Here is a 25,014-nt window from a genome sequence, read left to right on the forward strand (position 1 = left end):
CCACCACTACACACGGTGTTGCCGCCATTGGCGGTAGTCGAGCAAGCTCGACGCTACGCAGCGGTGGCCGCGGTTTTGTCGAGGCCGCGGGCGCGGCGGATCAGGCGCACGGCGGCGTTGCGCAGGTCGTCCAGCAGGGCGTAGATCGTGGGCAGGAACAGCAGGCTGACCACGGTGGAGAACGCCAGGCCGCCGGCAATCGCGCGCGCCATCGGGGCGTATTCCGGGCCATCGCCGAACATCTGCGTGTTGGTCAGCGAGATCGGCACCATTGCCAGGATCGCTGTGCCCATGGTCATCATGATCGGGCGCAGGCGCTCGCGTGAGCCTTCCACCAATGCCTGGGTGCGGCCCATGCCGCCACGCCGCAGGTTGTTGATGTGCTCGATCATCACGATGCCGTTGTTCACCACCACGCCCATCAGCACCAGGATGCCGATGAAGGACATGATGCCGAACGAGGTGCCGGTGATCCAGAACAGCCAGAACACGCCGAAGATCGAGAACAGCACGCCGCTCATGATCGCCGCCGGGAACAGCAGCGATTCGAACACCGCGGCCATCACGACGTAGATCATCACCAGCGCGATGAGCAGGTTGAACACCATCTGCTGCATGGCTTCATCGTCGTTGCCGTAGTCGCCACCGTCGAAGCTGTAGCCATAGCCGGCCGGGAAGTTCATCGGCTTGAGCACGGCCTCGATCGCCTTGCGGCCGTCGGGTGCGGTGATCTTCTCGGCCAGGTTGGCCTTGATGGTGAGCGTGGTCTGGCGGTTGGTGCGGCCGATCTGGGTGGCCGAGGACCCCACATCCACGCTGACCAGGCTCAGCAGCGGCACGCTGCGGCCATCGCCGGTGCGCACGCTGAAGCCGGCCAGGTCTTCCGGGCTGCTCTGTTCAGCACCGGCGAAACGCACCCAGACCGGCACTTCGTTGTCGCCACGCCGGAACTCGCGCATGGGTGCGCCACGCAGGGCCAGGCCGACGAAGCTGGCCACCTGTTCGGCGTTGAAGCCGAAGGCGGCGGCACGTTCGCGGTCGACGTGCACCTTCAGCTCGCCGCCCTTTTCGCCGTTGTCGATGCGCACGTCGCGCAGCTCGCTGCGCTGCGCCAGCAACGGCAGCACTTCCTGGCCGATCTCCTGCAGCAGGGTGCTGGAATCACCCACCAGCTGCACCTGCACGCCCTGGTTGCCACCGCCGCCGCCATCGCCGCCCTGGTTGCCGACGAAGTAATCGGTACGAGCGGATTTGGGCAGCCCCTTGCGGATCTCTTCCTGCAGCGCCTTGATGTCCTTGGCGTGCTTCTCGTCCAGGGTGACCACGGTGGAGCTGCCTTCCTGTTCGCTGTACCAGGAATACACCTGCTGCACGTGCAGGCGCTCGCGGTTCTCTTCGATCCAGGCTTCCACGCGGCCCACTTCCTCGGACATCTGCCGGTAGGTATACGCGCCCTTCCACATGTAGCCGATGAAGATGTCCTTGCCACCCTCGCCGCCAAACATGTCCACCTTGGTCAGCTTCATCGGCACCAGGCTGACCAGCACCACCAGCACGATGCCCAGCAGGCTCCAGCCACGGTGGCGCAGCGACCAGTCCAGCAGCTTCGCGTAACGGTGCTGCAGGCGCGCGATCACGCCGGTCTGCGAATGCACCAGCTTGGGCGTGGCCATGCGCGCGGACAGCATGGGAATCAGGCTGACGGCCACCAACCACGAGGCCAGCAGCGAGACCGAGATGGTGATCGCGATCTGCGCCATGAAGATGCTGATGTTGTTGGTTTCGCCAAACAGGTTGGGCACGAACACGATGCAGTGGCACAGGGTGCCGGCGCTGAGCGCGATGGCCACGTTGCGGGTGCCGATGATCGAGGCCAGCCGCGGCTGCCCGGGCATGCGCTCGCGTTCCTGGTAGATGCTTTCCACCACAACCACGGCGTTGTCCACCAGCATGCCCACCGCCAGCAGCAGGCCCATCATGGTCAGGATGTTCAGGGTGACCCCGGCGAAGTACATGAAGCCCAGGGTGATGGTGAAACAGATCGGAATGGCCAGGGTGACCATCAGCGTGGACGGCCAGTGGCGCAGGAAGAAGAACAGCACGGTGACCGACAGGATCAGGCCGACCGCACCGGCTTCGGCCAGTTCCAGCAGCGAGGAGGTGACCGCCTTGCCCTGGTTGTCGATCACCTTGATCTGCACATCGCGCATGGAATCCTGCGCGCGGATCGCTTCCACTTCGGCCAGCGCCGCGCGTGAGACTTCCACCAGGTTCGCACTGCGCTCCTTGTAGATGTCCAGGCCCACCGCCGGGTTGCCGTCCAGCCGGCGGCCGTAGTTCATGCGCGCCGGCTTCAGGCGCACATCGGCGATATCGCCCAGGCGCAGGCCGGTGGCATTGATCACCAGGTCGCGCATTTCCTGCAGGTCGGTGATCTCGCCCACCGGCTGCACGCGCACGCGCTGGCCGTTGTCGTCGATCTGCCCGGCCGAGATCGAGAAGTTCAGCGTGCGCAGGCGCTCGCTCAATTCGTTGATGCTCAGCCCATGGGCGTTCAGCCGGTTCGGGTCGATGGCGATCTCGACCTCGTTCGGCGGCGCGCCGGTGATGTCCACGCGGGCCACGCCGGGAATGCGTTCGATGCGCCGCTTGAACTCGCGGTCCAGCATGTCATACGCGGTGGTCAGGTCGGTGGTGCTGGCCAGGCGTACCTTCAGCACCGGCTGGTCGCTGCTGGACCACTTGAACACGTTGTAGCGCTGCAGATCGTCGGGCAGGTCGCTGCGGATCGCATCGATGCGTTCGCGCGCATCGGACGCGGCAATGGCGATGTCGCGGTCCCAATCGCTGAACTCGATGAAGATCGACGCCGCCTCGGCGGTGGCCGACGAGCGCATGCGCTTGATACCGGTCATGGTGGCCAGCGACTCTTCCACCGGGCGGATGATGGTGCGCTCCACCTCTTCCGGCGTGGAGCCGGTGTAGGGAATCTGCACGAACAGGAACGGCGCGGAGATGTCCGGCAGCGCTTCCAGCGGCAGCCGGAACGAGGCGATCAGGCCGACCACCACCAGCGACACGAAACACATGATGGTGGTGACCGGGCGACGGATGGAAAACTCGGCAACGCTCATGCCGGTTCCTCCGCGCCCGCCGCGCTGCCGGTGGCACCGTGCAGGCCTTCACCGGCGTGCTTGCGGCCGCGTTCGCGGTAATAGGCATCGCCGCGGCGGTCCATCAGGTCGTACACCACCGGAATGACCAGCAGGGTGAGCAGGGTGGACACCAGCAGGCCGCCGATCACGGTGATGGCCATCGGCGCGCGCACCTCGGCGCCCTCGCCCATCGCCACCGCCAGCGGCAGGAAGCCGAACAGCGTGCACAAGGTGGTCATGATGATCGGCCGCAGGCGCGAGCGTGCCCCTTCCACCAGTGCTTCGTGCTTGGCCACGCCGGCTTCGCGCAGCTGGTTCACCTTGTCGATCAGGATGATCGCGTTCTTGGTGACCAGGCCGACCAGCAGGATCAGGCCGATGAACACCACCACCGAAATGGGCTTCCCGGTCAGCATCAGCGCCAGGATGGCGCCGACCAGCGCCAGCGGAATGGTGAACAGGATGACGAACGGGTGCAGCAGCGATTCGAACTGCGAGGCCATCACCAGGTAGACCAGGAAGATGGCCAGGCCGAAGGCGAAGATCAGCGAGGTGGCGGCCTGCGCCAGTTCTTCGCCCTGCCCGCCGATATGCAGGCCCACGCCGGCACCCAGCGGCTGTTCGGCCACCATCTGCTGCACTTCGCGCATGGCCGCGCCCAGATCGATGTCGCGCAGGTTGGCCGAGACCACCGCCACGCGGGTCTGGTCGGCGCGGTGGATCTCGCTGGGGCCACTGGTGGCGATGACGTCGGCCACTGCATCCAGGGTGACCGGACGGGTGCTGCCCGGATTGACGATCAGCCGGCGGATGCTGTCCACGCTGGCGCGGTCGCCTTCCTGGGCACGCACCAGCACGTCGATCTTGCGGTCGCGGAAGCTGTAGCGCGTGGCCACGTCGCCGCGCACCTTCTTCACCACCACATCGGCGATCTGGCGGGTGGTCAGGCCCAGCGCACCGGCGCGTTCCTGGTCGAAGCGGATCTGGATTTCCGGGAAGCCCTCTTCCACGGTGGATTTGACGTCGGCGTAGTGCGCGTTGCCACGCAGCAGCGCGGCCAGGCGCTGGCCGGCCACTTCCAGGGTGGCCATGTCCTGCCCGCGCAGCTCGATTTCCAGCGGCGTGGAGAAACTGAACAAGGCCGGCCGCGCGAAGTCGACCTGCGCGCCCGGGTGCTGGCCCATGCTGTCACGCAGGCGCTCGGTGATCTCCGCTTCGGTCTTCGCGTTGCCGCCACCGGCCATCACCACGGTCAGCTTGCCGATGTTCTCACCGCTTTCGGTGGGGCTGGCATCCAGCCGGGTGCCGCTGCCGCTGACGCCGTACAGCGAGGCCACGCCCTGGCTCTGGCCATGGGCCAGCTGCAGTTCGCGCACCAGCGCATCGGTCTGCTTCAGCGGCGTGCCGGCGGGCAGCTTCACGGTCATTTCGAAGCGGTCCTGGGCCAGCTGCGGAATCAGGTCCGCGCCCAGCATCGGCACCATGGCCATGGTGGCCACGAAGGCCAGCCCGGCCAGGCCCAGCACCTTGCCCGGATGGGCCAGGGCATTGGGCAGCAGGCGCAGGTAACCGCGCTCGGCGCCAGCATAGGGCTTCATGGCGATATCGCTGGCCTTGCGCATGACCGGGCCGACCACGGCCACGATGCCGCGCCACACGCGCACCACCAGCCAGGCCAGGGCAAAGAAGCTCCAACGCACGCTGGCCACGAACCCGCGACGGCCCAGCGCAACCGGCTTCTGCCAGCGGCTGTCCGGCCGCCACGCTTCGGCGCCGGGTTCTTCCGGGAACGCCAGCGGCGGGCGGCCCTTCAGCGAACTGAGCATCGGGATCAGGGTCATCGACACCAGCAGCGAAATGGCAATGGCGATGGCCACGGTCAGCGCCTGGTCGCGGAACAGCTGGCCGGCAATGCCATCGACGAACACCAGCGGCAGGAACACGGCGATGGTGGTCAGGGTGGAGGCCACCACCGCCATGCTCACTTCACGGGTGCCGACGATGGCCGCCTGCAGGATGCCCAGGCCACGTTCGCGCGCCTTGGCGATGCTTTCCAGCACCACGATCGAGTCGTCCACCACCAGGCCGGTGGCCAGGGCCAGACCGCCCAGCGACATCACGTTCAAGCTCAGGCCAAGCTGGCCCATGAAGAAGAACGTGGCGATGATCGACACCGGCAGCGACAGGCTGATGACGAAGGTGGACCAGCCATCGCGCAGGAACAGGAAGATGATGAGGATGGCCAGCAGGCCACCGATCACCGCGTCCTTTTTGACATCGGCAATGGCGTGTTCGATGAAGCGCGACTGGTCCTCGATGGTGGTCAGTTCGGCGTCGGACGGGAAGGTGCTCTTGATCTGTTCCAGGCGCGTGCGCAGGGCCTGCGCGGTGGCAACGGTGTTCGCATCGCCTTCCTTGTAGATGGCCAGCTCCACCGACTCCTTGCCGCCCAGGCGGATGATTGCTTCGCGTTCCTTGTAACCCTGGCGCACGGTGGCCACGTCTTTCAGGCGCACGGGCACACCGTTGGCGACCACGCTGGAATTGCCCGAAGAGGCACTCTGCGCGGCCGACGCAGCGGCAACGGCGGCGGCCGAACCGGTGGAGGCGGCGATGGTGAACATCTGCTGCAGGGCCGAATCGGCGGCACTGCCGTTGGACGACTGGGTGGTGACCAGCAGGTTGCGGATCTCTTCCAGATCGGCGAACTGGTTGACGGTACGCACCAGGAAGCGCTGCGAGCCCTCCTCCAGGCGGCCGCCGGAGATGTTGATGTTCTCTTCCTTCAACCGCTTGATGACGGTGTCGATGGGCAGGTTGAGCTGGGCCAGCTTCTGCTGGTCGATGTCCACCTGGATCTCATCCTCCAGGCCACCGCCGACCTTCACCGCGGCCACGCCGGTCACCGGTTCCAGCTTCTTCTTCAGGTCTTCGTCGGCATAGCGGCGCAGGCCGGTCAGTTCGCGGATCGCGTCTTCATCGCTGGCCGGGGTGGCCTTGGTCGACAGCACCAGGCGCATGATGGGCTCGGTGGACGGATTGAAGCGCAGCAGCACCGGGGCCTTGGCCTCCAGTGGCAGGTTCAGCGCTTCCATCTTGTCGCGCACTTCCAGGCTGGCCTGGTCCATGTTGGTACCCCAGGCGAATTCGAGCACGACATCGCTCTGCCCGGTGCGCGAAACCGACTTCAGCTTGCGCAGGTTCTTGACCACGCCCACCGCTTCTTCCACCGGCTGGCTGATCAGGCTTTCGATTTCGGTCGGTGCCGCGCCGGTGTATTCGGTGCGCACGGTGAGCGTGGGATAGCTCAGGTCCGGCAGCAGGTTCACTTTCAGGTTGCTCAGCGCGATCAGGCCGAACAGCAGCAGGGTGACCGTGCACATGGCGATGGTGACGCGGCGGCGGGTGGCGAATTCCACCAGGCCGCCGCGCATGCCGGAGGCGGCGCCGTCGCTCGCCGGCGAGGCACCGTGGTCGTGGCCCGGGGCGGTCATTGCTGGCTCCCGGCCTTGTCTGCGGGCTTGGCCGCGGCCACCGTGGCCGGCTTGGCCTTGGCCTTGGCGTTGGGATCGGCGATGACCTGCACGGCCGTGCCATCGCGCAGCGCCACCTTGCCGGCCGTGACCACCTGGTCACCGGCGGCCAGGCCTTCGCGGATTTCCACCCAAGGGCCTTCGGCGTAGCCCAGCTTCACCGGTACGCGGGCGACCTTGCCGGCGCGCACGCGGAACACTGCCGGTTCGCCATCGTCCAGCAGCGACAGGCGCGGCACCACCAGTGCGTCGGCGCGCTGGTCGTAGTCGATGCGGATGCGGCCGAACATACCCGGCTGCAGGGCGTGCGCGGCGCCATCGAAGGCACTGACCACGCGGAAGGTGCCGCTGCCCGAATCGACCACCGGCGCGATGCGGTCCACCGTGCCGGTGAAGCTCTGCCCCGGCAGTGCATCGGCCGACAACGTGACCGGCTGGCCGGCACGCAGGGTGGCCAGTTCGCGCTCGGGCACGTTCAGCGTGGCCTCCAGCCGCGAGTTGTCGACGATGCGGAAGATGGGCGTGTTGATCTGTACGAAGTTGCCGGTCTTGATCGAGCGCGAAGCGATGACGCCGGAGATCGGCGCCACCACCGTGGTGTAGGACAGTTCCAGCGTGGCCAGGCGGTACTGGGCGCGCATGTTTTCCAGGTCGTAGCGCAGCTGGTCCACGTCGGCGGCGCTGACCATCTGCTGGCCCACCAGCTTCTGCGCGCGCTGGTAGTTGTTTTCGAGCTTGCGCAGCTGCGCTTCGCTCTGCGCCACGGCCAGGCGTGCGCGATCGGGGTCCAGGCGCACCAGCGGCTGGCCGGCGGAAACCCGCTGGCCCTCTTCCACCAGCACCGCCAGCGCCACGCCGGAGGTCTTGGCCACCACCTGCGATTCGGCGCGCGGTTCCAGCGCAGCCGTGCCGGTGTAGCTGGCCGCCACGGCGCGATGGCTGGCCACGGCCACTTCCACCGGTACCGCATCGACCTTCTTCTCGTCCTTGGTTTCGGCCTTGGCCTCGTTGTTGGGCCCGGCGGCACAGCCACTCAGCAGCAGGGAGGTGGTGAGCAGCAGCGCGGCAGCACAGGTTGCGCTGCGGGGGCCCGGCAGCAAGTTGGAGTACGACATCGTCAGGTCCCTGGAAGATGCGTGGACGGGGGTGTGGACAGGTGTGCTACCAAAGTAATGCACCACTTCACGGCCACACCATATCCCAAAGGTCATGGTGCCTTCACGCCGCTGGTCGGACCGCCCCCATTTCAGCTAGATGAAACCTGCGGCTATACTCGGGACCGTTCCGTACCCCACGCCGGAACGACCAGACCCGAATCCCGGAAACGACATCATGCGCCCGCAGCCGCTCGCCGCTTGTCTCGCTCTGGCCGTCCTCCTGCCCCTTGGGGCCGCCGCACAGCCCGCTCCTGCTTCTGCACCTGCCACACCCGCACCGGCCCCGGCACCTGCCGCCACGCCGGCGCCTGCCGCACCCAGCGGCAATTTCGACAATGGCCGGGTGCTGGCCTACACCTGCCAGGGGTGCCATGGCATCACCGGCTACAAGAACGCCTACCCCAGTTACCGGGTGCCCAAGATCGGTGGCCAGAGCCAGCAGTACCTGACCCAGGCCCTGACCGAATACCGCCAGGGCAAGCGTCGGCATCCGACGATGCAGGCGCAGTCGATGAGCTTCAGCGAACAGGAGATCGCCGATCTCGCTGTTTACCTGTCCACCGTCAAGTAAGGCCCGCCCATGTCGAAAGCCGCGCATCCCGTGCGTCACGCCATCGCCCTGTCCGTCGCCCTGCTGCTGGCCGCCTGTTCGCAGTCGCAGGTGGAAAACAGCGAAAAATCCGCCGCCGACCCTGGCCATGCCAGTGGCGAGCACGGCTCGTCATCGTCGGCCGGCCTGCCGGCCGGGCGCGAAGCCGCCGGCGAGGCCCGCGCCAAGGTGAAGGGCAAGGCCACCAACCAGAGCTGCATCGATTGCCATGGTGCCGACGGCAACGCGCCGATCGACCCGACCTACCCCAAGCTGGGCGGCCAGTACGGCGATTACCTGGCCCATGCGCTGCAGGCCTACCGCGCCGGCGACCGAGAACATGCCCTGATGACGCCGCAGGCCAAAGACCTGAGCGACCAGGACATTGCGGATCTGGCGGCGTACTTCGGCAGCCGGACCAGCCAGCTGCGGGACCTGCACGGGGTGAAATGACCCCGCCATCCACGCATGGCGTGGATCTACCGGGCATCGGCGTTGGTAGGTGCGGACCTTGGTCCGCACGAATCCGCCATCCACGCATGGCGTGGATCTACCGGGCGCCGGCGTTGGTAGGTGCGGACCTTGGTCCGCACGAATCCGCCATCCACGCATGGCGTGGATCTACCGGGCGCCGGCTTTGGTAGGTGCGGACCTTGGTCCGCACGAACCCCAGGCGATCAGCCTTCCAGCTCTTCCCAGCGCGCGTACGCCGCGTCCAGCTCGGCCTGCACCTTGGCCAACTGCTGGGTGTGGGCGGTCACTTCGGCGCTGCTGCGGGTGTAGAACGAGGGGTCGTTCATCGCCGCGGTCAGGCCTTCCACATCGCCTTCCAGCTTTTCGATGGTCTTGGGCAGCTGCTCCAGCTCGCGCGCTTCCTTGTAGCTGAGCTTGCGCTTGGCGGCGGCCGGTTCGGCAGCGGCCGGTGCCGGCGCCACGGCCGGCGCCAGCTTGGCCACCACCGGTGCTACCGGGCTGCTGATGCTGGCCGCGTAGCGCTGCCAGTCGCTGTAACCGCCCACGTATTCGCCAATCACGCCGTCGCCTTCCATCACCAGCGTGGAGGTCACCACGTTGTCGATGAAATCACGGTCGTGGCTGACCAGCAGCAGCGTGCCGGTGTATTCGCCCAGCAGCTCTTCCAGCAGCTCCAGGGTTTCCACGTCCAGATCGTTGGTCGGTTCGTCCATCACCAGCAGGTTGGATGGCTGCGCGAACAGCTTGGCCAGCAGCAAGCGGTTGCGCTCGCCACCGGACAGGCGGGTGATCGGCGCACGCGCGCGCTCGGGGGTGAACATGAAGTCCTGCAGGTAGGCATGCACGTGCTTGCGCTTGCCATTGAATTCGAGGAAATCGCGGCCTTCGGCCACGTTCTCGATCGCGCTCCAGTCTTCGCGCAGCACCGCACGGTACTGGTCGAAGTAGGCAATCTGCAGGTTGGTGCCGGCGTTGACTTCGCCCTTGGCCGGCTGCAGCTCACCCAGCAGCAACTTCAGCAGTGTGGTCTTGCCGCTGCCGTTGGGGCCGATCAGGCCGATGCGGTCGCCACGCAGGATGGTGGTGGTGAAGTCGCGGACCATGGTGCGCTCGCCGAAGGCGAACGAAATGTCCTTGACGTCGATGACCTTCTTGCCGGAGCTGACGCCCTGGGCGGCTTCCATCTTGACGTTGCCACTGAGGTCGCGGCGCTGCGAGCGCTCGGTGCGCATCGCCTTCAAGCGGCGCACGCGGCCTTCGTCGCGGGTGCGGCGGGCCTTGATGCCCTGGCGGATCCAGACTTCTTCCTGCGCCAGCAGCTTGTCGAAGCGGGCGTTTTCCTGCGCCTGCGCGTTCAGGCGTTCCTCGCGGCGGCGCTCGTAGTTGGCCCAGTCGCCCGGCCAGCTGGTGACCTGGCCGCGGTCGATTTCGACGATGCGGGTGGCCAGCGCGCGCAGGAAGCGGCGGTCATGGGTGACGAACACCACGCTGCCGCTCCAGCCCTTCAGGAAGGCTTCGAGCCAGTCGATGGCTTCGATGTCCAGGTGGTTGGTCGGTTCGTCCAGCAGCAGCACATCTGGGCTGGACACCAGCGCGCGGGCCAGCAGCACGCGGCGCTTCATGCCGCCGGACAGGCGGCCGAATTCGGCTTCGCCGTCCAGGTCGAGCTTGGTCAGGGTTTCGCTGACGCGCTGGTCCAGGCCCCAGCCGTTGGCGGCATCGATCTTGGCCTGCACGTTGCCCAGCGCTTCGCCGTCGAATTCCTCGGCATGGCTGAGGTGGTGGAATTCGGCCAGCCACTGGCCCAGTTCGCCCAGGCCGTCGGCCACGACGTCGAACACCGAACCGGCGGCGCCGTGCGGCACTTCCTGTTCCAAGCGGGTGACGCGCACGCCCTGCTGCACGCGCACTTCGCCGTCATCAGGCTTGTGGTCGCCGGACAGCAGCTTGAGCAGGGTGGATTTGCCGGCGCCGTTGCGGCCGATCAGGGCGATGCGTTCGCCCGGCTCGATCGACAGTTCGGCCTTTTCCAGCAACAACGGGCCGCCGACGCTGAAGTCGACGTTCTGCAGAGTAATCAGAGGCATCCCCATAGTGTAAGGGTTGGGGAGGTCAGCCGGAATCTCGGCGGGTAGCGTCGACGGGTAGAGTCGACTGTCAGTCGACTGCTCTCTGACGCCCGCGCTGCCCGCGATAGTCGACCAACGGTCTACGCTACCGCCCCGGCTCCGGCAGCTTCCGGCGCTCGATCGGGGCGGGGCTCAGCGTGCAGCCTTGATCTTTCTGACCTCAGGGGTCAGGGCAAAGCAGTCGTCGAATGGCTGCCCCTCCAGCGCCCAGTACTCGATCAGGGCGTGGTGCTCGTGACGATCCTGACGCAGCGCGGCGAGTACGGCGGCAATGCTGCGATCATCCGGCCTGGCACCCGCGCCAAGCAGATCATTGCTTACGTCCAGGGCCAGGGTCATCAGCGCATGCCTGACGTCCGGCGGATAGCCGCTGTCGTGATATGCCGCCAGGTACCGGTCCAACCAGGCGTCGGTCCGATACGGGTCGGGCAGTTCGTAGGCCCAGTCCTGGCTAAGGCTGTCAGCGGGTGGCAGGCCCAGGTCGCGGCTGAGTCTCTCTATCGCTCGCATGATCCGTTCGGGTTGCCAATACGCGGTGGCAGGGTTGCATCCCCCAGCAACGCCTGCAACCCCGGCAGCCAATGCTTGCCGGGGTGGCGTACCAGCCACAGGGTGCGCTGCAGGGCGGGCAACGGGGTGTCCAGCACCTGCAGGCGGCCCAGCGCCAGCGGCTCTTCCACCGCGTGGCGCGACAGGCAGGCCACCCCCAGCCCGGCGATGGCAGCCTGCTTGATGGCTTCGGTGTTGCCCAACTGCAGGGTCTGGGCGAAACCGTGCAGGTGCGGCAGCAGGGCCTGCTCCACCGCTTCGCGGGTGCCGGAACCGGGCTCGCGCAGCAGCCAGCGGGCGGCGCGCAGTTCGTCCAGCGACCAGCGCGCGGGGGCGTCTGCGGCAGCAACGATCACCAGCGGGTCCTGCTGCCACGGCGTTACCTGCAGGCCGCGCTCGTGGCACGGGCCTTCGATCAGGCCAGCGTCCACGTCCAGCCGCTGCACGGCGGCCACCACGCCGGCGCTGTTGTCGATGCGCAGGTCGACTTCGGCCTGCGGGGCCTGCCGAAGCAAGGCCGCAATGCGTGCGGGCAGCAGGTAGTTGCCGATGGTCGTGCTGGCGGCCAGCACCAGGCGCAGCGGTGCGCCCCGCCCCGGCGTGCCGCCTGCCGCCAGGTGGCGTTCCAGGTCGGCGGCGTTCGCCAACAGGGTGCGGGCCGGTTCCAGCAGTGCCCTGCCATGCCCGTTCAGCACCAGGCGACGGCCGATGCGGTCGAACAACGGCGTACCGAAGTGCGCTTCCAGCTCCTGCAGGGCCGCGCTGCTGGCCGATTGCGAGAGGGCGATCGCCTGCCCGGCGGCCGTGGTGCTGCCGTGGTCGGCAATGGCGACGAAGACCTGTAGCTGGCGCAGGGTCAGGCGCATGCGATTACCTGCTTGATAGGTAGTTTTCACCCATAGTATTCGTTTTACAGGTAGGCCGCGCGGGCGCAGGCTGAGCGCACCTCCTCCATGCCCGCCCGCCATGAACGCCCCTGCCCTGACTCCCTGGTCCCTGCCCGCTCTGCGCCAGCGCTGGCAGCCGCGCCTTCCCGGCCTGCTGCTGGTGGGTCTGCTGGCCGGGGCGTCGCTGTACCTGGCCGAGCTGCCGTGGCTGCAGGCGCATGGCCTGAGCGCGCTGACCGTGGCCATCGTGGCCGGCATCGTGGTCGGCAACACCTTTTACCCGCGACTGGCCCCCGCCAGCGCAGCCGGCGTCGGCTTTTCCAAGCATTGGCTGTTGCGCGCGGGCATCGTGCTGTACGGACTGCGCCTGACCTTTCAGGACATTGGCCAGGTGGGCGTGGCCGGCGTACTGATGGATGCGCTGGTGGTGGCCAGCACCTTCGGCCTGGCCTGCTGGCTGGGCGTGCGCGTGTTCAGGATGGAGCGCGAAGCGGCGATGCTGATCGGTGCCGGCAGCGCGATCTGCGGCGCGGCGGCGGTCATGGCCGCCGAACCCGTGGTGCGCGGGCGCGCCGCGCAGGTGACCGTGGCGGTGTCGACGGTGGTGGTGTTCGGCACGCTGGCCATGTTCCTGTACCCGGCCCTGTTTGCGCTGGCACAGTCGCATGGCTGGCTGGCCATGGACGCGCGCCAGTACGGGCTGTTCACCGGTGCCACCGTGCACGAGGTGGCGCAGGTGGTGGCCGCCGGGCGCGCGGTGAGCGAGGCCGCCGCCGATACCGCCGTGATCACCAAGATGGTGCGGGTGATGCTGCTGGCGCCGTTCCTGGTGGGGCTGTCGCTGTGGCTGGCGCGCGGCGGCAAGGCGGCTGGTGAAGGCACGGCCCCGCGCATCGTGGTGCCGTGGTTCGCGTTCGGGTTCGTGGCGGTGGCCGGTTTCAATTCGCTGCATGTGCTGCCGGCAGGTTTGCAGGCCGGGCTGGTGCAGCTGGATACGGTGCTGCTGGCGATGGCGATGGCCGCGCTGGGCCTGACCACCCATGTGTCTGCACTGCGCCAGGCCGGGCTGAAGCCGCTGCTGCTGGCGCTGGTGCTGTTTGCGTGGCTGCTGCTGGGTGGGTTGGCGATCCACCAGGGCGTGCTGGCGGTGCTGGGCTGAGGGCAGTGCCGACCAACGGTCGGCACCCACCAAAGGTAGGGCGGTCGGCACCCGCCAGTAGATCCACGCCATGCGTGGATGACCGCCGCACCACGGGCGCTTGGCCGCAGACAGGTACAATGCGCCATGACTGACTTTTCGACCCTGCCGCTGAGCCCGGCCCTGCAGCCCGGCCTGGACGCCCTCGGCTACACCACGCTTACGCCGATCCAGGCGCAGAGCCTGCCCGCCATCCTGGACCGCCGCGATGTGATCGCACAGGCGCCGACCGGCAGCGGCAAGACCGCCGCCTTCGGCCTGGGCCTGCTGCAGGCCATCGACCCCAGCCTGATCCGCGTGCAGGCGCTGGTGCTGTGCCCGACCCGCGAACTGGCCGACCAGGTCGGCAAGCAGATCCGCAAGCTGGCCACCGGCATTCCCAACCTGAAGCTGCTGACCCTGGTCGGTGGCGTGCCGCTGGGCCCGCAGCTGGCATCGCTGGAAGGCCACGACCCGCATGTGGTGGTGGGCACCCCCGGCCGCGTGCAGGAACTGGCCCGCAAGCGCGCACTGAACCTGGGCGCGGTGCGCACGCTGGTGCTGGACGAAGCCGACCGCATGCTGGACATGGGCTTTGAAGAACCCATCCGCGAGATCGCCGGCCGCACCCACAAGGATCGCCAGAGCCTGCTGTTCTCGGCCACCTTCCCCGACAGCATCCGCGCCATCGCCCGCGACCTGCTGCGCGATGCGGTGGAAGTCACCGTGGAAGGCGCCGACCAGGCCCCGGCCATCCGCCACCTGTTCTGCGAAGTGGAACCGGCGCACCGGCAGAAGGCGCTGGCCGGCCTGCTGCTGAAGTACACGCCGGAATCGGCGGTGGTGTTCTGCAACACCCGCAAGGATGTGGACGAAGTGGCCAACTCGCTGCAGCAGTTCGGCTTCTCCGCACTCGCCCTGCATGGCGACATGGAACAGCGCGACCGCGAGGAAGTCCTGCTGCGCCTGGCCAACCGCAGTTGCAACGTGCTGGTGGCCAGCGACGTGGCCGCCCGTGGCCTGGACGTGGAAGAACTGGCGGCGGTGATCAACTACGAACTGCCGACCGACGTGGAGAGCTACCAGCACCGCGTGGGCCGTACCGGCCGTGCCGGTGCCAGCGGTCTGGCGATCAGCCTGGTGGCAGGCCGCGAGAAGACCCGTGCCGAGGCGATCGAAGCACAGATGGGCCAGCCGCTGGATTGGCAGAAGACCCCGTTGGCGACCTCGCGCCCGGCCGAACTGCCGCAGGCGGCCATGCGCACGCTGCGCATCGATGGCGGCAAGACGGACAAGCTGCGCCCCGGCGATATCCTGGGTGCGCTGACCGGCGATGCCGGCCTGTCGGGCAAGCACATCGGCAAGATCGCGATCTTCCCCACCCGCTCGTACGTGGCCATCGCCCGCGAACAGGTGAACAAGGCCGTGGCGAAGCTGGAAGCCGGCAAGATCAAGGGCCGCCGCTTCCGCGTGCGGATGATGTGATCGGGTAGGCGCCACAGTGATCCGGTAGGCGCCAACCTTGGTTGGCGCTCCACAGATGGCGCGAGCAGCAGTGCCAACCAAGGTTGGCACCTACCAAAGCAGATCACCGCCATCTGGTAGTTGCCAACCGGTGCCAACCAGAGCGAATCACCGCGATCTGGTAGTGGCCAACCTTGGTTGGCGCTCCACAGATCGCGCGGACAGCAGTGCCAACCAAGGTTGGCACCTACCAAAGCGAATCACCGTGGTCTGGTAGTCGCCAACCTTGGTTGGCGCTCCACAGGTCGCGCGAACAGCAGTGCCAACCAAGGTTGGCACCTACCAAAGCCTACCGGCTCAGGCTCCCCGCTCAGAACACCAGTTCGGTGTGCAGCGGCAGATCAGCTTCCCAGCGGCCACGGCCACCCAGGCCGTCCAGTTCCACCAGCACGCCGGCGCCGACCACGTCCACGCCCAGGCGGCGCACCAGCGACAGCGCGGCGACCAGGGTGCCGCCGGTGGCCAGCACGTCATCGATGATGGCCACGCGCGCACCGGCGTGCAGCGCATCGGCGTGCACCTCAATGCAGTCGCTGCGGTATTCCAGCGTGTATTCCTCGCGCAGCACCTTGCCCGGCAGCTTGCCCGGCTTGCGCACCGGCACGAAGCCCACGCCCAGTTCCAGCGCCATGGCCGCGCCCAGGATGAAACCGCGCGATTCGATACCGACCACCGCATCCAGCTTCTGGTCGCGCCAACGATCGGCCATGGCCGTGATCGCGCCGCGGAAGTCTTCGCCGTGCGCGAGCAGCGGCATGATGTCCTTGAACAGGATGCCGGGCTTGGGGAAATCAGCGATATCGCGCAGGCGCGAGGCCCAGGCGGGGACGGCCACGGTGGCGTCGGTCATTGCAGCTACCAGCTTGTATGGCGGCATAGGGTAACCGGTTCGCCTGAACGCTGCCCGTTCCCGGCATGGGCGCGCCGCAACGTTCCATTCGTGGCCTGCCCGATGTCACGCCAAAATCGCACATACGTGCGATAATCGCCCTAACCGGCCATTCACTCCGCCTGCGCCATAAGCAGGTCACTGCCTGCCCGCCCGCTGGACGGCCCGCAGCCAGGGATGCCGAACGGTCCCCGCCACGCCTGGCGCGCGCGGGCCTTCCCCCACGGCCGTGGGGTTTTTCGATACGAGGTTCATGCAACGTGGACGAGACGACGAAAGTTCCGGCCCTGTGCCGGGTGCTGCTGGTTCTGCTCGGCATTCTGGTGGCACTGTTCGGCCTGGCCCTGCTGGTCGGCGGTGTACGCCTGGCCCTGCTGGGAGGTAGTTGGTATTTCCTGCTGATGGGTCTGGCATCGGCGCTGGCCGGTGCCCTGCTGCTGGCGCGCCGCCCGGCCGGTGCGCTGCTGTACGGCGCCGCCTTCGTGGCCACCGTGGTGTGGGCGCTGGTCGATGCCGGCTGGAATTTCTGGCCGCTGGTCTCGCGCCTGGTGATGCCGGCGGTGCTGGCCCTGCTGGTGGCGTTGGCCTGGCCGCTGCTGCGGCGCAGCCGTGGCGCAGGGGCCGGCCGCGGTGCCTACGGCGTTGCCGCCGTGCTGCTGGTGGGCCTGCTGGCCACCGCGGTGTCGGCCTTCCAGCCGCGCCCGGTGGTGTCCGCCGCCGGCGATGTGCCGCCGGTGGTGCCGGTGGCCAAGGGCAGCGAGCAGCGTGACTGGATGCATTGGGGCAACACCACCGCCGGCACCCGCTTCGCCGCGCTGGACCAGATCACCCCCGACAACGTGCAGCAGCTGCAGGTGGCCTGGACCGCGCGCACCGGCGATGTGCCGGAAAGCAACGGCTTCGGCGCCGAAGACCAGAACACCCCGCTGCAGATCGGCGACACCCTCTACCTGTGCACCCCGCACAACCAGGTGATCGCCATCGATGCCGATTCGGGCACGCAGCGCTGGGCCTTCGATCCCAAGGCCACTGCACCGAACTGGCAGCGCTGCCGCGGCCTGGGGTACTTCGACAGCAGCACCGCCATCGCCGCGCCGGCCGCTGCGGTCGAGCCGTCCGCACCGGCCCCCAGCGTCGCCGCTGCAGTGGGCCAGCCGGCGATCTGCGAAAAGCGCATCCTGATGACCTCCATCGATGCCCGCCTGTTCGCGCTGGATGCCAAGACCGGCGCGCTGTGCCCGGACTTCGGCAGCAACGGCGTGGTCGACCTGAAGGTGGGCATGGGCGAGATCAAGCCCGGCTTCTACACCCTGACCGCCGCACCGCTGGTGGCCGGTGACCTGATCGTGGTCGGCGGCCGCGTAGCCGACAACATTGAAGTGGGCGAACCGTCCGGCGTGGTGCGTGCGTACAACGTGCGCACCGGCGCGCTGGCCTGGGTCTGGGATCTGTCCAAGGAAACCCCGGACGTGCCGCTGGATCCGTCGATCCACTACACCCGCGCCACGCCGAACGTGTGGACCTCGATGGCCTACGATCCGCAGCTGGGTCTGGTCTACCTGCCCACCGGCAACACCACGCCGGACCAGTGGGCCGGCGAGCGCACCCCGCAGGACGACAAGTACAGCTCGGCCGTGGTCGCGCTCGACGTAGCCACCGGCAAGGAGCGCTGGGTCTACCAGACCGTGCGCCATGACCTGTGGGATTACGACCTGCCCGCGCAGCCGACCCTGACCGATGTGCCCGACGGCAAGGGCGGCACGCTGCCGGCCCTGCTGCAGATCACCAAGGCCGGCCAGATCTTCATGCTGAACCGCCAGACCGGCCAGCCGATCACCGAAGTGCGCGAGATTCCCGCACCGCAGGGCAACGCCCAGGGCGAGCGCTACGCCGCCACCCAGCCGCTGTCGGTGGGCCTGCCGCAGATCGGCGCGCAGACGCTGACCGAATCGGACATGTGGGGCGCCACGCCGATCGACCAGATGCTGTGCCGCATCCAGTTCAAGCAGTTCCGCTACGACGGCATGTACACCCCGCCGGGCGAAGACCTGGCCCTGCAGTGGCCCGGTTCGCTGGGCGGCATGAACTGGGGCAGCGCCTCGGTCGACCCGACCACCGGCTACCTGTTCGTGAACGACATGCGCCTGGGCCTGTGGACCAAGCTGATTCCGCGTGCGCAGATGACCAGCGGCGATGGTGGTGTGGAAATGGGCGCCGCTTCGCAGACCGGCACGCCATATGGCTCGCTGCGTGACCGCTTCCTGTCCAAGCTGGGCATTCCCTGCCAGCAGCCGCCGTTCGGCACGATGTCGGCCATCAATCTGGCCACCCACAAGCTGGTCTGGCAGGTGCCGGTGGGCACGGTGCAGGACACCGGGCCGATGGGCATCAAGATGCACCTGCCCATCCCGATCGGCATGCCGACGCTGGGCGGTTCGCTGGCCACGCAGTCGGGCCTGCTGTTCTTCGCCGGCACCCAGGATTACTACCTGCGCGCCTACGACAGCCGCAGCGGCAAGGAAGTCTGGAAGGCCCGCATGCCGGTAGGCAGCCAGGGCACGCCGATGACCTATGTCTCGCCGAAGACCGGCCGCCAGTACGTGGTGATTTCCGCCGGTGGCGCGCGCCAGTCGCCGGACCGCGGCGATTACGTGATCGCCTACGCGTTGCCGCAGAGCAAGTGAACCGTGTCCACGCCGTGGCCCATCGTGGCCACGGCGTGCGGGTACCGATCCTGCGGCCCAGCGCTTACCATGCAGGGCTTACGTAGATGAAACCGGTTGCCATGCCTGCTGTTCCTCCCAGCCGCCGCCCCAAGCGTTCCCCGGCCCCGCCACAGGAGCGCGGGCTGGCCCATGAGTTGATGCAGCAGATCCAGGGCAACCAGGGCGATCCGGATTTCATGACCTCGCTCGGCCGCGGCCTGGCCGTGTTGAGCGTGTTTTCGCAGCATCCGCGCGAAGTGACCATGTCACAGATCAGCAGCGACACCGGCATCTCGCGTGCGGCGGTGCGCCGCGTGCTGTACACGCTGGAAAAGCTGGGCTATGTGGGCGAACAGGGCCGCGGCTATGTGCTGCTGCCGCGCGTGCTGGGGCTGGGCGGCGCCTACGTGGCGTCTTCGTCGATGACCGCCGCCGCGCAACCGGTGCTGGATGCACTGCGCGACGACGTGCACGAATCCTGCTCGCTGGGCGTGCTCGATGGCGACGACATCCTGTACATCGCGCGTGCCGAGACCGTGCGCATCATGTCCATCGGCCTGCGCGCGGGCAGCCGCCTGCCGGCGTACTGCACCTCGATGGGCCGGGTGCTGCTGGCGGCCCTGCCGCGCGACACGCTGGAAGGCTATCTGGAACGCACGCCCCTGCGCCCGCGCACCGAGCGCACGATCACCCGCATGGATGATTTCCTGGAAACGCTGGAGAAGGTCCGCCGCGAAGGCGTTTCACTGGTGGACCAGGAGCTGGAGATCGGCCTGCGTTCGATCGCCGTGCCGGTGCGTTCGCGCAGTGGCGAGGTGATTGCCGCGTTGAACATCGGCACCCAGGCCGGCCGCGTGAACCTGGGCGTGATGCAGTCGCAGTTGCTGCCGCGCCTGCGCGAAGCCGCGCAGCAGCTGGGGTCGTTGCTGCATTGAGCCAAGCCCCGGGGTCGGATCCCTTTCCGCAGGAAAGGGCTCTGACCCCAGTCGTGAGTGGGGTCAGAGCCCTTTGCGTTGCAAAGGGATCCGACCCCGATCTCATTCGGCCGCCTGCTCTTCCAGGATCGGCTTGGCCAGCGCGAAGGCGTGGTTGGCCGCAGGCACGCCGCAGTAGATGGCGGCCTGCAGCAGCACTTCCTTGATCTCTTCCGGGGTCACGCCATTGTTGCGTGCCGCGCGGATATGCAGCTTGAACTCTTCGTCGTGGCCCAGCGCCACCATCATCACGATGGTCAGCAGCGAGCGGGTGTGCCGCGGCAGGCCGTCGCGCGTCCACACCGTGCCCCACGCCGTGCGCGTGATGAATTCCTGGAATTCAGTGGTGAAGTCCGTGCGCGCCTGCAGCGAGCGTTCCACATGGGCTTCGCCCAGGACCTGGCGGCGTACCGCCAAGCCGGCTTCGTAGCGTTCCTGTTCGTCCATCGTCGTCTACCTGTGCAAGTGTCAGTGCGTGGCCTGCGCCAGATGCGCGGCCAATGCAGCGGTGAAGGCCTGCGGTGATTCCAGGTTGCAGATATGCCGGCCGGCCACCTGCGCATACGCGCCCTGCGCTGCGCCGCTGGCAATGGCCTGCAGATCGGCCGGCACGCAGACCGGATCGTCATCGCCGGCGATGGCCAGCAGCGGCACCTGGATGCGCGCCAGCACATCGCGGAATTCGGCCGTGCCCACCGCGTTGCAGCAGCCCACGTAGCCTTCCACTGACGTGGCGAGGAAGCGCTGCAGGATGTCTTCCACCTGGCTGGCATGGGTCTGCGCGAAGCCGGCCGTGAACCAGCGCTCGCGCGTGCCATCGACCAGCGGCAGCAGGCCATCGTGCTGCACCTGGGCGATGCGTGCCTGCCAGCTTTCGGCGCTGCCGATCTTCGCGGCGGTGGCAGCCACGGTGAGCGTGCGCAGGCGGTTGCCAGCATGCACGCCCAGCCACTGGCCGGTCAGCCCGCCGATGGACAGCCCGCAGAAGTGGCTGCGCTCGATGCCCAGGTGATCCCACAACGCCAGCACGTCGGCGCCCAGCTCGGCCACGCTGTACAGGCCAGGCGGCGCGCTGGACTGGCCATGGCCACGGCGGTCATAGCGCAGGATGCGGTACTGCGCCGACAGCGCCTGCACCTGCGGCGCCCACATGCCCAGGTCGGTGCCCAGCGAGTTGCAGAAGGTCAGCCAGGGGCCGTCTTCACGGCCCTCGGTCTGGAAGTGCAGGCGATGCTGCGGAAGCTCGAGAAACGGCATGCTGGCTCCAGCGAAGTACGTGGGGATCAGGCGCGTGCAAGCACGCGGTCGATCCAGGTATCGGCCATGCCGCGCCAACTGTCGGCGGCGAACAAGGCATCGAGTTGTTCAGCGGAAAGCTGCGCGGTCACCTCGGGCATCTGCGCCAGCACCGCACGCAGGTGCTGCGAATGGCCCAGTGCGCGCTGCGCGGCCTGTTCCACCAGCGCGTGCGCGGCGGCCTTGCCGATGCGCTCGCCCAGGGTGACCGCTACGGCTTCGGCATAGAGCAGGCCGCCATGGCTGTCCAGGTGCTGCAGCATGCGCGCGCGATCCAGTTGCAGGCCCTGCACCACCACGGTGACCTGGGCCAGGCTGCCGGCACACAGGCGCACGATCTCCGGCACGGTTTCCCATTCGGCATGCCACTGCCCGGCCGCACGTTCGTGCGGTTGCGGCATGGCGCTGTACAGCGTGGACAGCAGGCCCGGCACACGGGTGGCAGCGGCAATGGCGGCCACGCAGCCCACCGGGTTGCGCTTGTGCGGCATGGCCGACGATCCGCCCTTGCCCTCGCCTGCCGGCTCGAAGGCTTCGGCCACTTCGGACTGCATCAGCAGCACGATGTCGGTGGCGATCTTGCCCAGGCTGCCGGTCAGCAATGCGAACGCGCTGCTCAGCTCGGCCACGCGATCGCGTGCGGTGTGCCAGGGCAGTGCCGGCACTGGCAACTGCAGTTCCTCGCCCAGCGCCTGGGCAACGTCCAGGCCACGGTGCTGCAGCGAGGCCAAGGTGCCGGCGGCACCACCGAACTGCAGCACCAGGGTGTCTTCGCCCAGGGCCAGCAGACGGCGCTGGCTGCGCTGCAGGGCATCGAGCCAGCCGGCGGCCTTCAGCCCGAAGGTGACCGGAACCGCCTGCTGCAACAAGGTGCGGCCCGGCAGGCCGGTACCGCGCTCGGCGTCGGCCAGCTGCGCAAGCGCCGTACACAGCGTCTGCAGGCGCGACAGCACGTGCTCACGCGCGGCGCGCAACTGCAGCACCGCACCGGTGTCGATGATGTCCTGGCTGGTCGCGCCCCAGTGCACCCAGCGCGCCGCCTCGGCGTCGTTGGCCTTGACCTGCGCGGTCAGTGCCTTCACCAGCGGGATGGCGGGGTTGCCGGAAAGCGCGGTGGCGGCTGACAGCGCGCTCACATCGTAATGCGCTGCATTGCAGGCCGCCTCGATGGGGGCCATCGCCGCCTGCGGAATCACCCCGCAGCGCGCCTGTGCGCGGGCCAGCGCGGCTTCCACATCCAACATGGCCTGCAGCCGTGCCGCATCGGTGAACGCCACGTCCACGGCAGGCTCGCCGAACAGGCCGCCAAGCAGCGAAGGAGTCGGGTTCATCAAAGTAGATCCTTCCGGGGTTGCCCCAGCTTACCCGCGCCGGCCGTGACCGGCGTGGGCAAGCGACAGCCCGGGCGTTCAGTAGGCAAAGAACACGGTCTCGTCGGGGCCCTGCATGCGCACGTCCCAGTGGTATACGCCCTGGCCCTGCGCCTGCGCGACCAGGGTGTGGCGGCGCTCGGCCGGCACCAGCGCCAGGATGGCATCGTCGCCATTGCTGGCTTCGTCACTGAAGTAGATGCGGCCGCGGGTGGCCTGCAGCAGGCCGCGCATGAACACCAGCACCACCAGGTGCGGGGCCTGCGCTTCACCGCGCAGCCCCGGCACGCGGCCGGGCTTGACGGTGCTGAAGGCAAAGCGGCCCTGGTCGTCGGTCGGCACCCGGCCCCAGCCATCGAAGCTGGGATCGTGGTCGTCGCGGCGCGGGTCTTCGGCATGCGCGTAGATGCCCTGTGCGTCGGCCTGCCAGATTTCCAGCACGGCATCGGACACCGGCACGCCCTCGCCATCGAACACCTGGCCCTGCACCTGCACACGCTCGCCCTGCGCCTGCGCCGGTGCGATGTCGACGCGGTACAGCGGTTCCAGGCCCAGGCGGTAGTACGGGCCGACGGTCTGCCACGGAGTGGATTGGAAGCTCATGGTCTTACTCCCACACGGTCATCTTGCGACCGCGCAATACGATGTCGAAACGATAGCCCAGCGCGAATTCATTCGCGGTGGTTTCCCAGTCGAACGAGGACACCATGCGCTCGCGGGCCTTGGCGTCATCCACGCAGTTGTAGATCGGATCGAACGCCAGCAGCGGGTCGTTGGGGAAGTACATCTGGGTGACCAGGCGCTGGCCGATGCCTTCGCCGTGCAGCGAGAAGTGGATGTGCGCCGGGCGCCAGGCGTTGTAGTGGTTGCGCCACGGGTACGCGCCCGGCTTGATGGTGGTGAAGCGGTAGCGGCCTTCGCTGTCGGTCAACACCTGGCCGGTGCCCTTGAAGTTCGGGTCCAGCGGTGCGTCGTGCTGGTCGCCCTTGTGCAGGTAGCGCCCGGCGGCGTTGCACTGCCACACCTCGACCACCGAATTGCGCACCGGCCGCCCGTTCTCGTCCAGCACGCGGCCACTGACGATGATGCGCTCACCCAGCGGCTGGCCGGGGAAGCCAGCAGTGAGATCGGCGGCGTGCGCGCCCAGGGTGATGCGGTTGATGCTCGGCCCCGTCACTTCGGAAAGGGTGACCGGAATGGCAATCGGATCGGTGCCCGGGCCGCGCTTGGCGGTACTGGCATACGGCAGGTGGATGCGCGGCGGCTGGCTGCCGGGATACGGCTTGCGGTAGCCGCGCAGGTCGGTGGGATCGCTCATGGCGTACTCCTGTTGGCGAGCGGCCCCAGGGCCGCGGCTGTCATGCTGGTTACGGGCAGATTATGGAATGCGAGGGGGTCACACGCGCTCGATGGCCAGGGCCACGCCCTGCCCCACGCCGATGCACATGGTGGCCAGACCACGGCGGCCGCCGCTGGCTTCAAGCTGGCGCAGCAGGGTCAGCGCCAGGCGCGCGCCGCTCATGCCCAGCGGATGGCCCAGCGCAATGGCACCGCCGTTGGGGTTCACGTGTGCGGCATCGTCGGCCAGACCCAGCTGGCGCATGCAGGCCAGGCCCTGCGAGGCGAAGGCTTCGTTCAGTTCGATGGCATCGAAATCGGTGATCGACAGGCCCAGCCGTGCCATCAGCTTCTGGCTGGCCGGCACCGGGCCCATGCCCATGATGGCCGGCTCCACGCCCGCGCTGGCGAAGCCGAGGATGCGCGCGCGCGGGGTCAGCCCCAGCGCCTTGACCTGTGCGCCCGAGGCCAGCAGCAGTGCCGCCGCGCCATCGTTGATGCCCGACGCATTGCCGGCGGTCACCGTGCCCGGCTGGCGGAACAGCGGCTTCAGTTTGGCCAGTGCTTCGGCGGTGGTATCGCCACGCGGGTGTTCATCGCGGTCGACGGTCACGGTCTCGCCGCGCTTGCGGCCCGGCACATCCACCGCCACGATCTCTCCGTCGAAGAAGCCACGCGCCTGCGCCGCGGCGGTGCGCTGCTGGCTGCGCAGGGCGAACGCATCCTGGTCGTCGCGGCTGATGCCGTAGCGCTCGGCCACGTTCTCGGCGGTCTGGCCCATCGTTTCCACGCCATGCAGTTCACGCAGGCGCGGGTTGATGAAACGCCAGCCCATGGTGGTGTCTTCGATCTGCTGGTCACGGGCGAACGGCGAGGCCGCCTTGCCCATCACGAACGGTGCGCGCGACATCGATTCGACGCCGCCGGCGATGGCCAGACCCAGCTCGCCCGCAGCGATTCCACGCGCCACGGTACCGATCGCATCCAGCCCCGAACCACACAGGCGGTTGATCGTGCTGCCCGGCACGCTTACCGGCAGGCCGGCCAGCAGCAGGCTCATGCGCGCCACGTTGCGGTTGTCTTCGCCGGCCTGGTTGGCGCAGCCCAGGTAGACATCCTCGATCAGCGCCGGGTCCAGCTGCGGGTGGCGCGCCAGCAGGGCCTTCAGCGGAATCGCGCCCAGGTCATCGGCGCGAACGCCGGACAGCGCGCCGCCGTAGCGGCCGATCGGGGTACGGATGCCATCGACGATGTAGGTCTCGTGCAGG

The 25,014-nt window shown here is 68.0% G+C and carries 18 protein-coding genes and 1 pseudogene; 6 read left to right on the forward strand and 13 right to left on the reverse strand.

Features of this window, described 5'->3' with window-relative positions:
• Positions 1 to 53: 53 nt before the first annotated feature.
• From G4G00_RS03870 to G4G00_RS03880, 3 genes and pseudogenes are all read right to left on the reverse strand, one after another.
• Entirely contained in the window at positions 54 to 3,134 is a 3,081-nt protein-coding gene (locus tag G4G00_RS03870; protein WP_164271360.1) for an efflux RND transporter permease subunit, read from the reverse strand.
• Positions 3,131 to 6,583, reverse strand: a pseudogene (locus G4G00_RS03875) (efflux RND transporter permease subunit); the annotation flags it as partial. The gene G4G00_RS03870 and the pseudogene G4G00_RS03875, both read right to left, overlap by 4 nt.
• Positions 6,584 to 6,645: 62 nt before the next feature.
• Positions 6,646 to 7,803, reverse strand: coding sequence for an efflux RND transporter periplasmic adaptor subunit (locus G4G00_RS03880; RefSeq protein ID WP_164271366.1), 1,158 nt, complete (start codon positions 7,801 to 7,803; stop codon positions 6,646 to 6,648).
• 217 nt (positions 7,804 to 8,020) lie between these two features.
• On the opposite strand from G4G00_RS03880, the gene G4G00_RS03885 reads away from it, so the two are divergent.
• Both G4G00_RS03885 and G4G00_RS03890 read left to right on the forward strand, forming a co-directional pair.
• Positions 8,021 to 8,416, forward strand: coding sequence for a c-type cytochrome (locus G4G00_RS03885; protein WP_108752863.1), 396 nt, complete (start codon positions 8,021 to 8,023; stop codon positions 8,414 to 8,416).
• 9 nt (positions 8,417 to 8,425) lie between these two features.
• Positions 8,426 to 8,887, forward strand: a complete 462-nt coding sequence (locus G4G00_RS03890; RefSeq protein ID WP_108752862.1) for a cytochrome c — start codon at positions 8,426 to 8,428, stop codon at positions 8,885 to 8,887.
• A gap of 224 nt (positions 8,888 to 9,111) precedes the next feature.
• On the opposite strand, the gene G4G00_RS03895 is transcribed toward G4G00_RS03890, so the two are convergent.
• From G4G00_RS03895 to G4G00_RS03905, 3 genes are all read right to left on the reverse strand, one after another.
• A complete protein-coding gene (locus G4G00_RS03895; protein ID WP_108752861.1) occupies positions 9,112 to 10,995 on the reverse strand; it encodes an ATP-binding cassette domain-containing protein in 1,884 nt (627 codons plus the stop codon).
• 174 nt (positions 10,996 to 11,169) lie between these two features.
• Positions 11,170 to 11,547 carry a hypothetical protein gene (locus G4G00_RS03900; RefSeq protein ID WP_164271369.1) on the reverse strand — a complete coding sequence of 126 codons (378 nt, stop codon included), beginning with the start codon at positions 11,545 to 11,547 and terminating at the stop codon, positions 11,170 to 11,172.
• Positions 11,535 to 12,452 (reverse strand): LysR family transcriptional regulator, encoded by a 918-nt coding sequence (locus G4G00_RS03905; protein WP_164271372.1) that lies wholly within the window; start codon positions 12,450 to 12,452, stop codon positions 11,535 to 11,537. The genes G4G00_RS03900 and G4G00_RS03905 overlap by 13 nt, the downstream gene beginning before the upstream one ends.
• A 100-nt stretch (positions 12,453 to 12,552) precedes the next feature.
• On the opposite strand from G4G00_RS03905, the gene G4G00_RS03910 reads away from it, so the two are divergent.
• Both G4G00_RS03910 and dbpA read left to right on the forward strand, forming a co-directional pair.
• The gene (locus G4G00_RS03910; protein ID WP_164271375.1) at positions 12,553 to 13,632 is read left to right on the forward strand and encodes a YeiH family protein; all 1,080 of its coding nucleotides are present in this window, start codon (positions 12,553 to 12,555) and stop codon (positions 13,630 to 13,632) included.
• A gap of 126 nt (positions 13,633 to 13,758) precedes the next feature.
• On the forward strand, positions 13,759 to 15,135 hold the full coding sequence (gene dbpA / locus G4G00_RS03915; protein WP_108755980.1) for an ATP-dependent RNA helicase DbpA: 1,377 nt from the start codon (positions 13,759 to 13,761) through the stop codon (positions 15,133 to 15,135).
• Positions 15,136 to 15,484: 349 nt separating this feature from the next.
• Here the strand turns inward: dbpA and G4G00_RS03920 are convergent, their stop codons facing one another.
• Positions 15,485 to 16,024, reverse strand: a complete 540-nt coding sequence (locus G4G00_RS03920; protein ID WP_108752856.1) for an adenine phosphoribosyltransferase — start codon at positions 16,022 to 16,024, stop codon at positions 15,485 to 15,487.
• Between the two features lie 299 nt (positions 16,025 to 16,323).
• On the opposite strand from G4G00_RS03920, the gene G4G00_RS03925 reads away from it, so the two are divergent.
• Both G4G00_RS03925 and G4G00_RS03930 read left to right on the forward strand, forming a co-directional pair.
• Entirely contained in the window at positions 16,324 to 18,747 is a 2,424-nt protein-coding gene (locus tag G4G00_RS03925) for a membrane-bound PQQ-dependent dehydrogenase, glucose/quinate/shikimate family (RefSeq protein ID WP_164271378.1), read from the forward strand.
• 101 nt (positions 18,748 to 18,848) lie between these two features.
• Entirely contained in the window at positions 18,849 to 19,703 is an 855-nt protein-coding gene (locus G4G00_RS03930) for an IclR family transcriptional regulator C-terminal domain-containing protein (protein ID WP_108751533.1), read from the forward strand.
• A gap of 102 nt (positions 19,704 to 19,805) precedes the next feature.
• Here G4G00_RS03930 and pcaC read toward each other — a convergent pair whose 3' ends face one another.
• The 6 genes from pcaC to pcaF all read right to left on the reverse strand — a co-directional run bounded on the left by pcaC (position 19,806) and on the right by pcaF (position 25,013).
• On the reverse strand, positions 19,806 to 20,189 hold the full coding sequence (gene pcaC, locus G4G00_RS03935) for a 4-carboxymuconolactone decarboxylase (RefSeq protein ID WP_108752854.1): 384 nt from the start codon (positions 20,187 to 20,189) through the stop codon (positions 19,806 to 19,808).
• A gap of 21 nt (positions 20,190 to 20,210) precedes the next feature.
• On the reverse strand, positions 20,211 to 20,999 hold the full coding sequence (gene pcaD / locus G4G00_RS03940; protein WP_164271381.1) for a 3-oxoadipate enol-lactonase: 789 nt from the start codon (positions 20,997 to 20,999) through the stop codon (positions 20,211 to 20,213).
• Positions 21,000 to 21,025: 26 nt separating this feature from the next.
• Positions 21,026 to 22,369 carry a 3-carboxy-cis,cis-muconate cycloisomerase gene (locus G4G00_RS03945; RefSeq protein WP_164271384.1) on the reverse strand — a complete coding sequence of 448 codons (1,344 nt, stop codon included), beginning with the start codon at positions 22,367 to 22,369 and terminating at the stop codon, positions 21,026 to 21,028.
• Between the two features lie 78 nt (positions 22,370 to 22,447).
• Positions 22,448 to 23,011: a protocatechuate 3,4-dioxygenase subunit alpha gene (gene pcaG, locus G4G00_RS03950; RefSeq protein WP_164271387.1), complete on the reverse strand. Its 564-nt coding sequence runs from the start codon at positions 23,009 to 23,011 to the stop codon at positions 22,448 to 22,450.
• Positions 23,012 to 23,015: 4 nt separating this feature from the next.
• On the reverse strand, positions 23,016 to 23,726 hold the full coding sequence (gene pcaH / locus G4G00_RS03955; protein WP_108752850.1) for a protocatechuate 3,4-dioxygenase subunit beta: 711 nt from the start codon (positions 23,724 to 23,726) through the stop codon (positions 23,016 to 23,018).
• A gap of 78 nt (positions 23,727 to 23,804) precedes the next feature.
• Positions 23,805 to 25,013, reverse strand: a complete 1,209-nt coding sequence (gene pcaF / locus G4G00_RS03960) for a 3-oxoadipyl-CoA thiolase (RefSeq protein ID WP_108751532.1) — start codon at positions 25,011 to 25,013, stop codon at positions 23,805 to 23,807.
• Position 25,014: the final 1 nt, after the last annotated feature.

The organism is Stenotrophomonas sp. B1-1 (assembly GCF_010894375.1).
Classification (GTDB): Bacteria; Pseudomonadota; Gammaproteobacteria; order Xanthomonadales; family Xanthomonadaceae; genus Stenotrophomonas.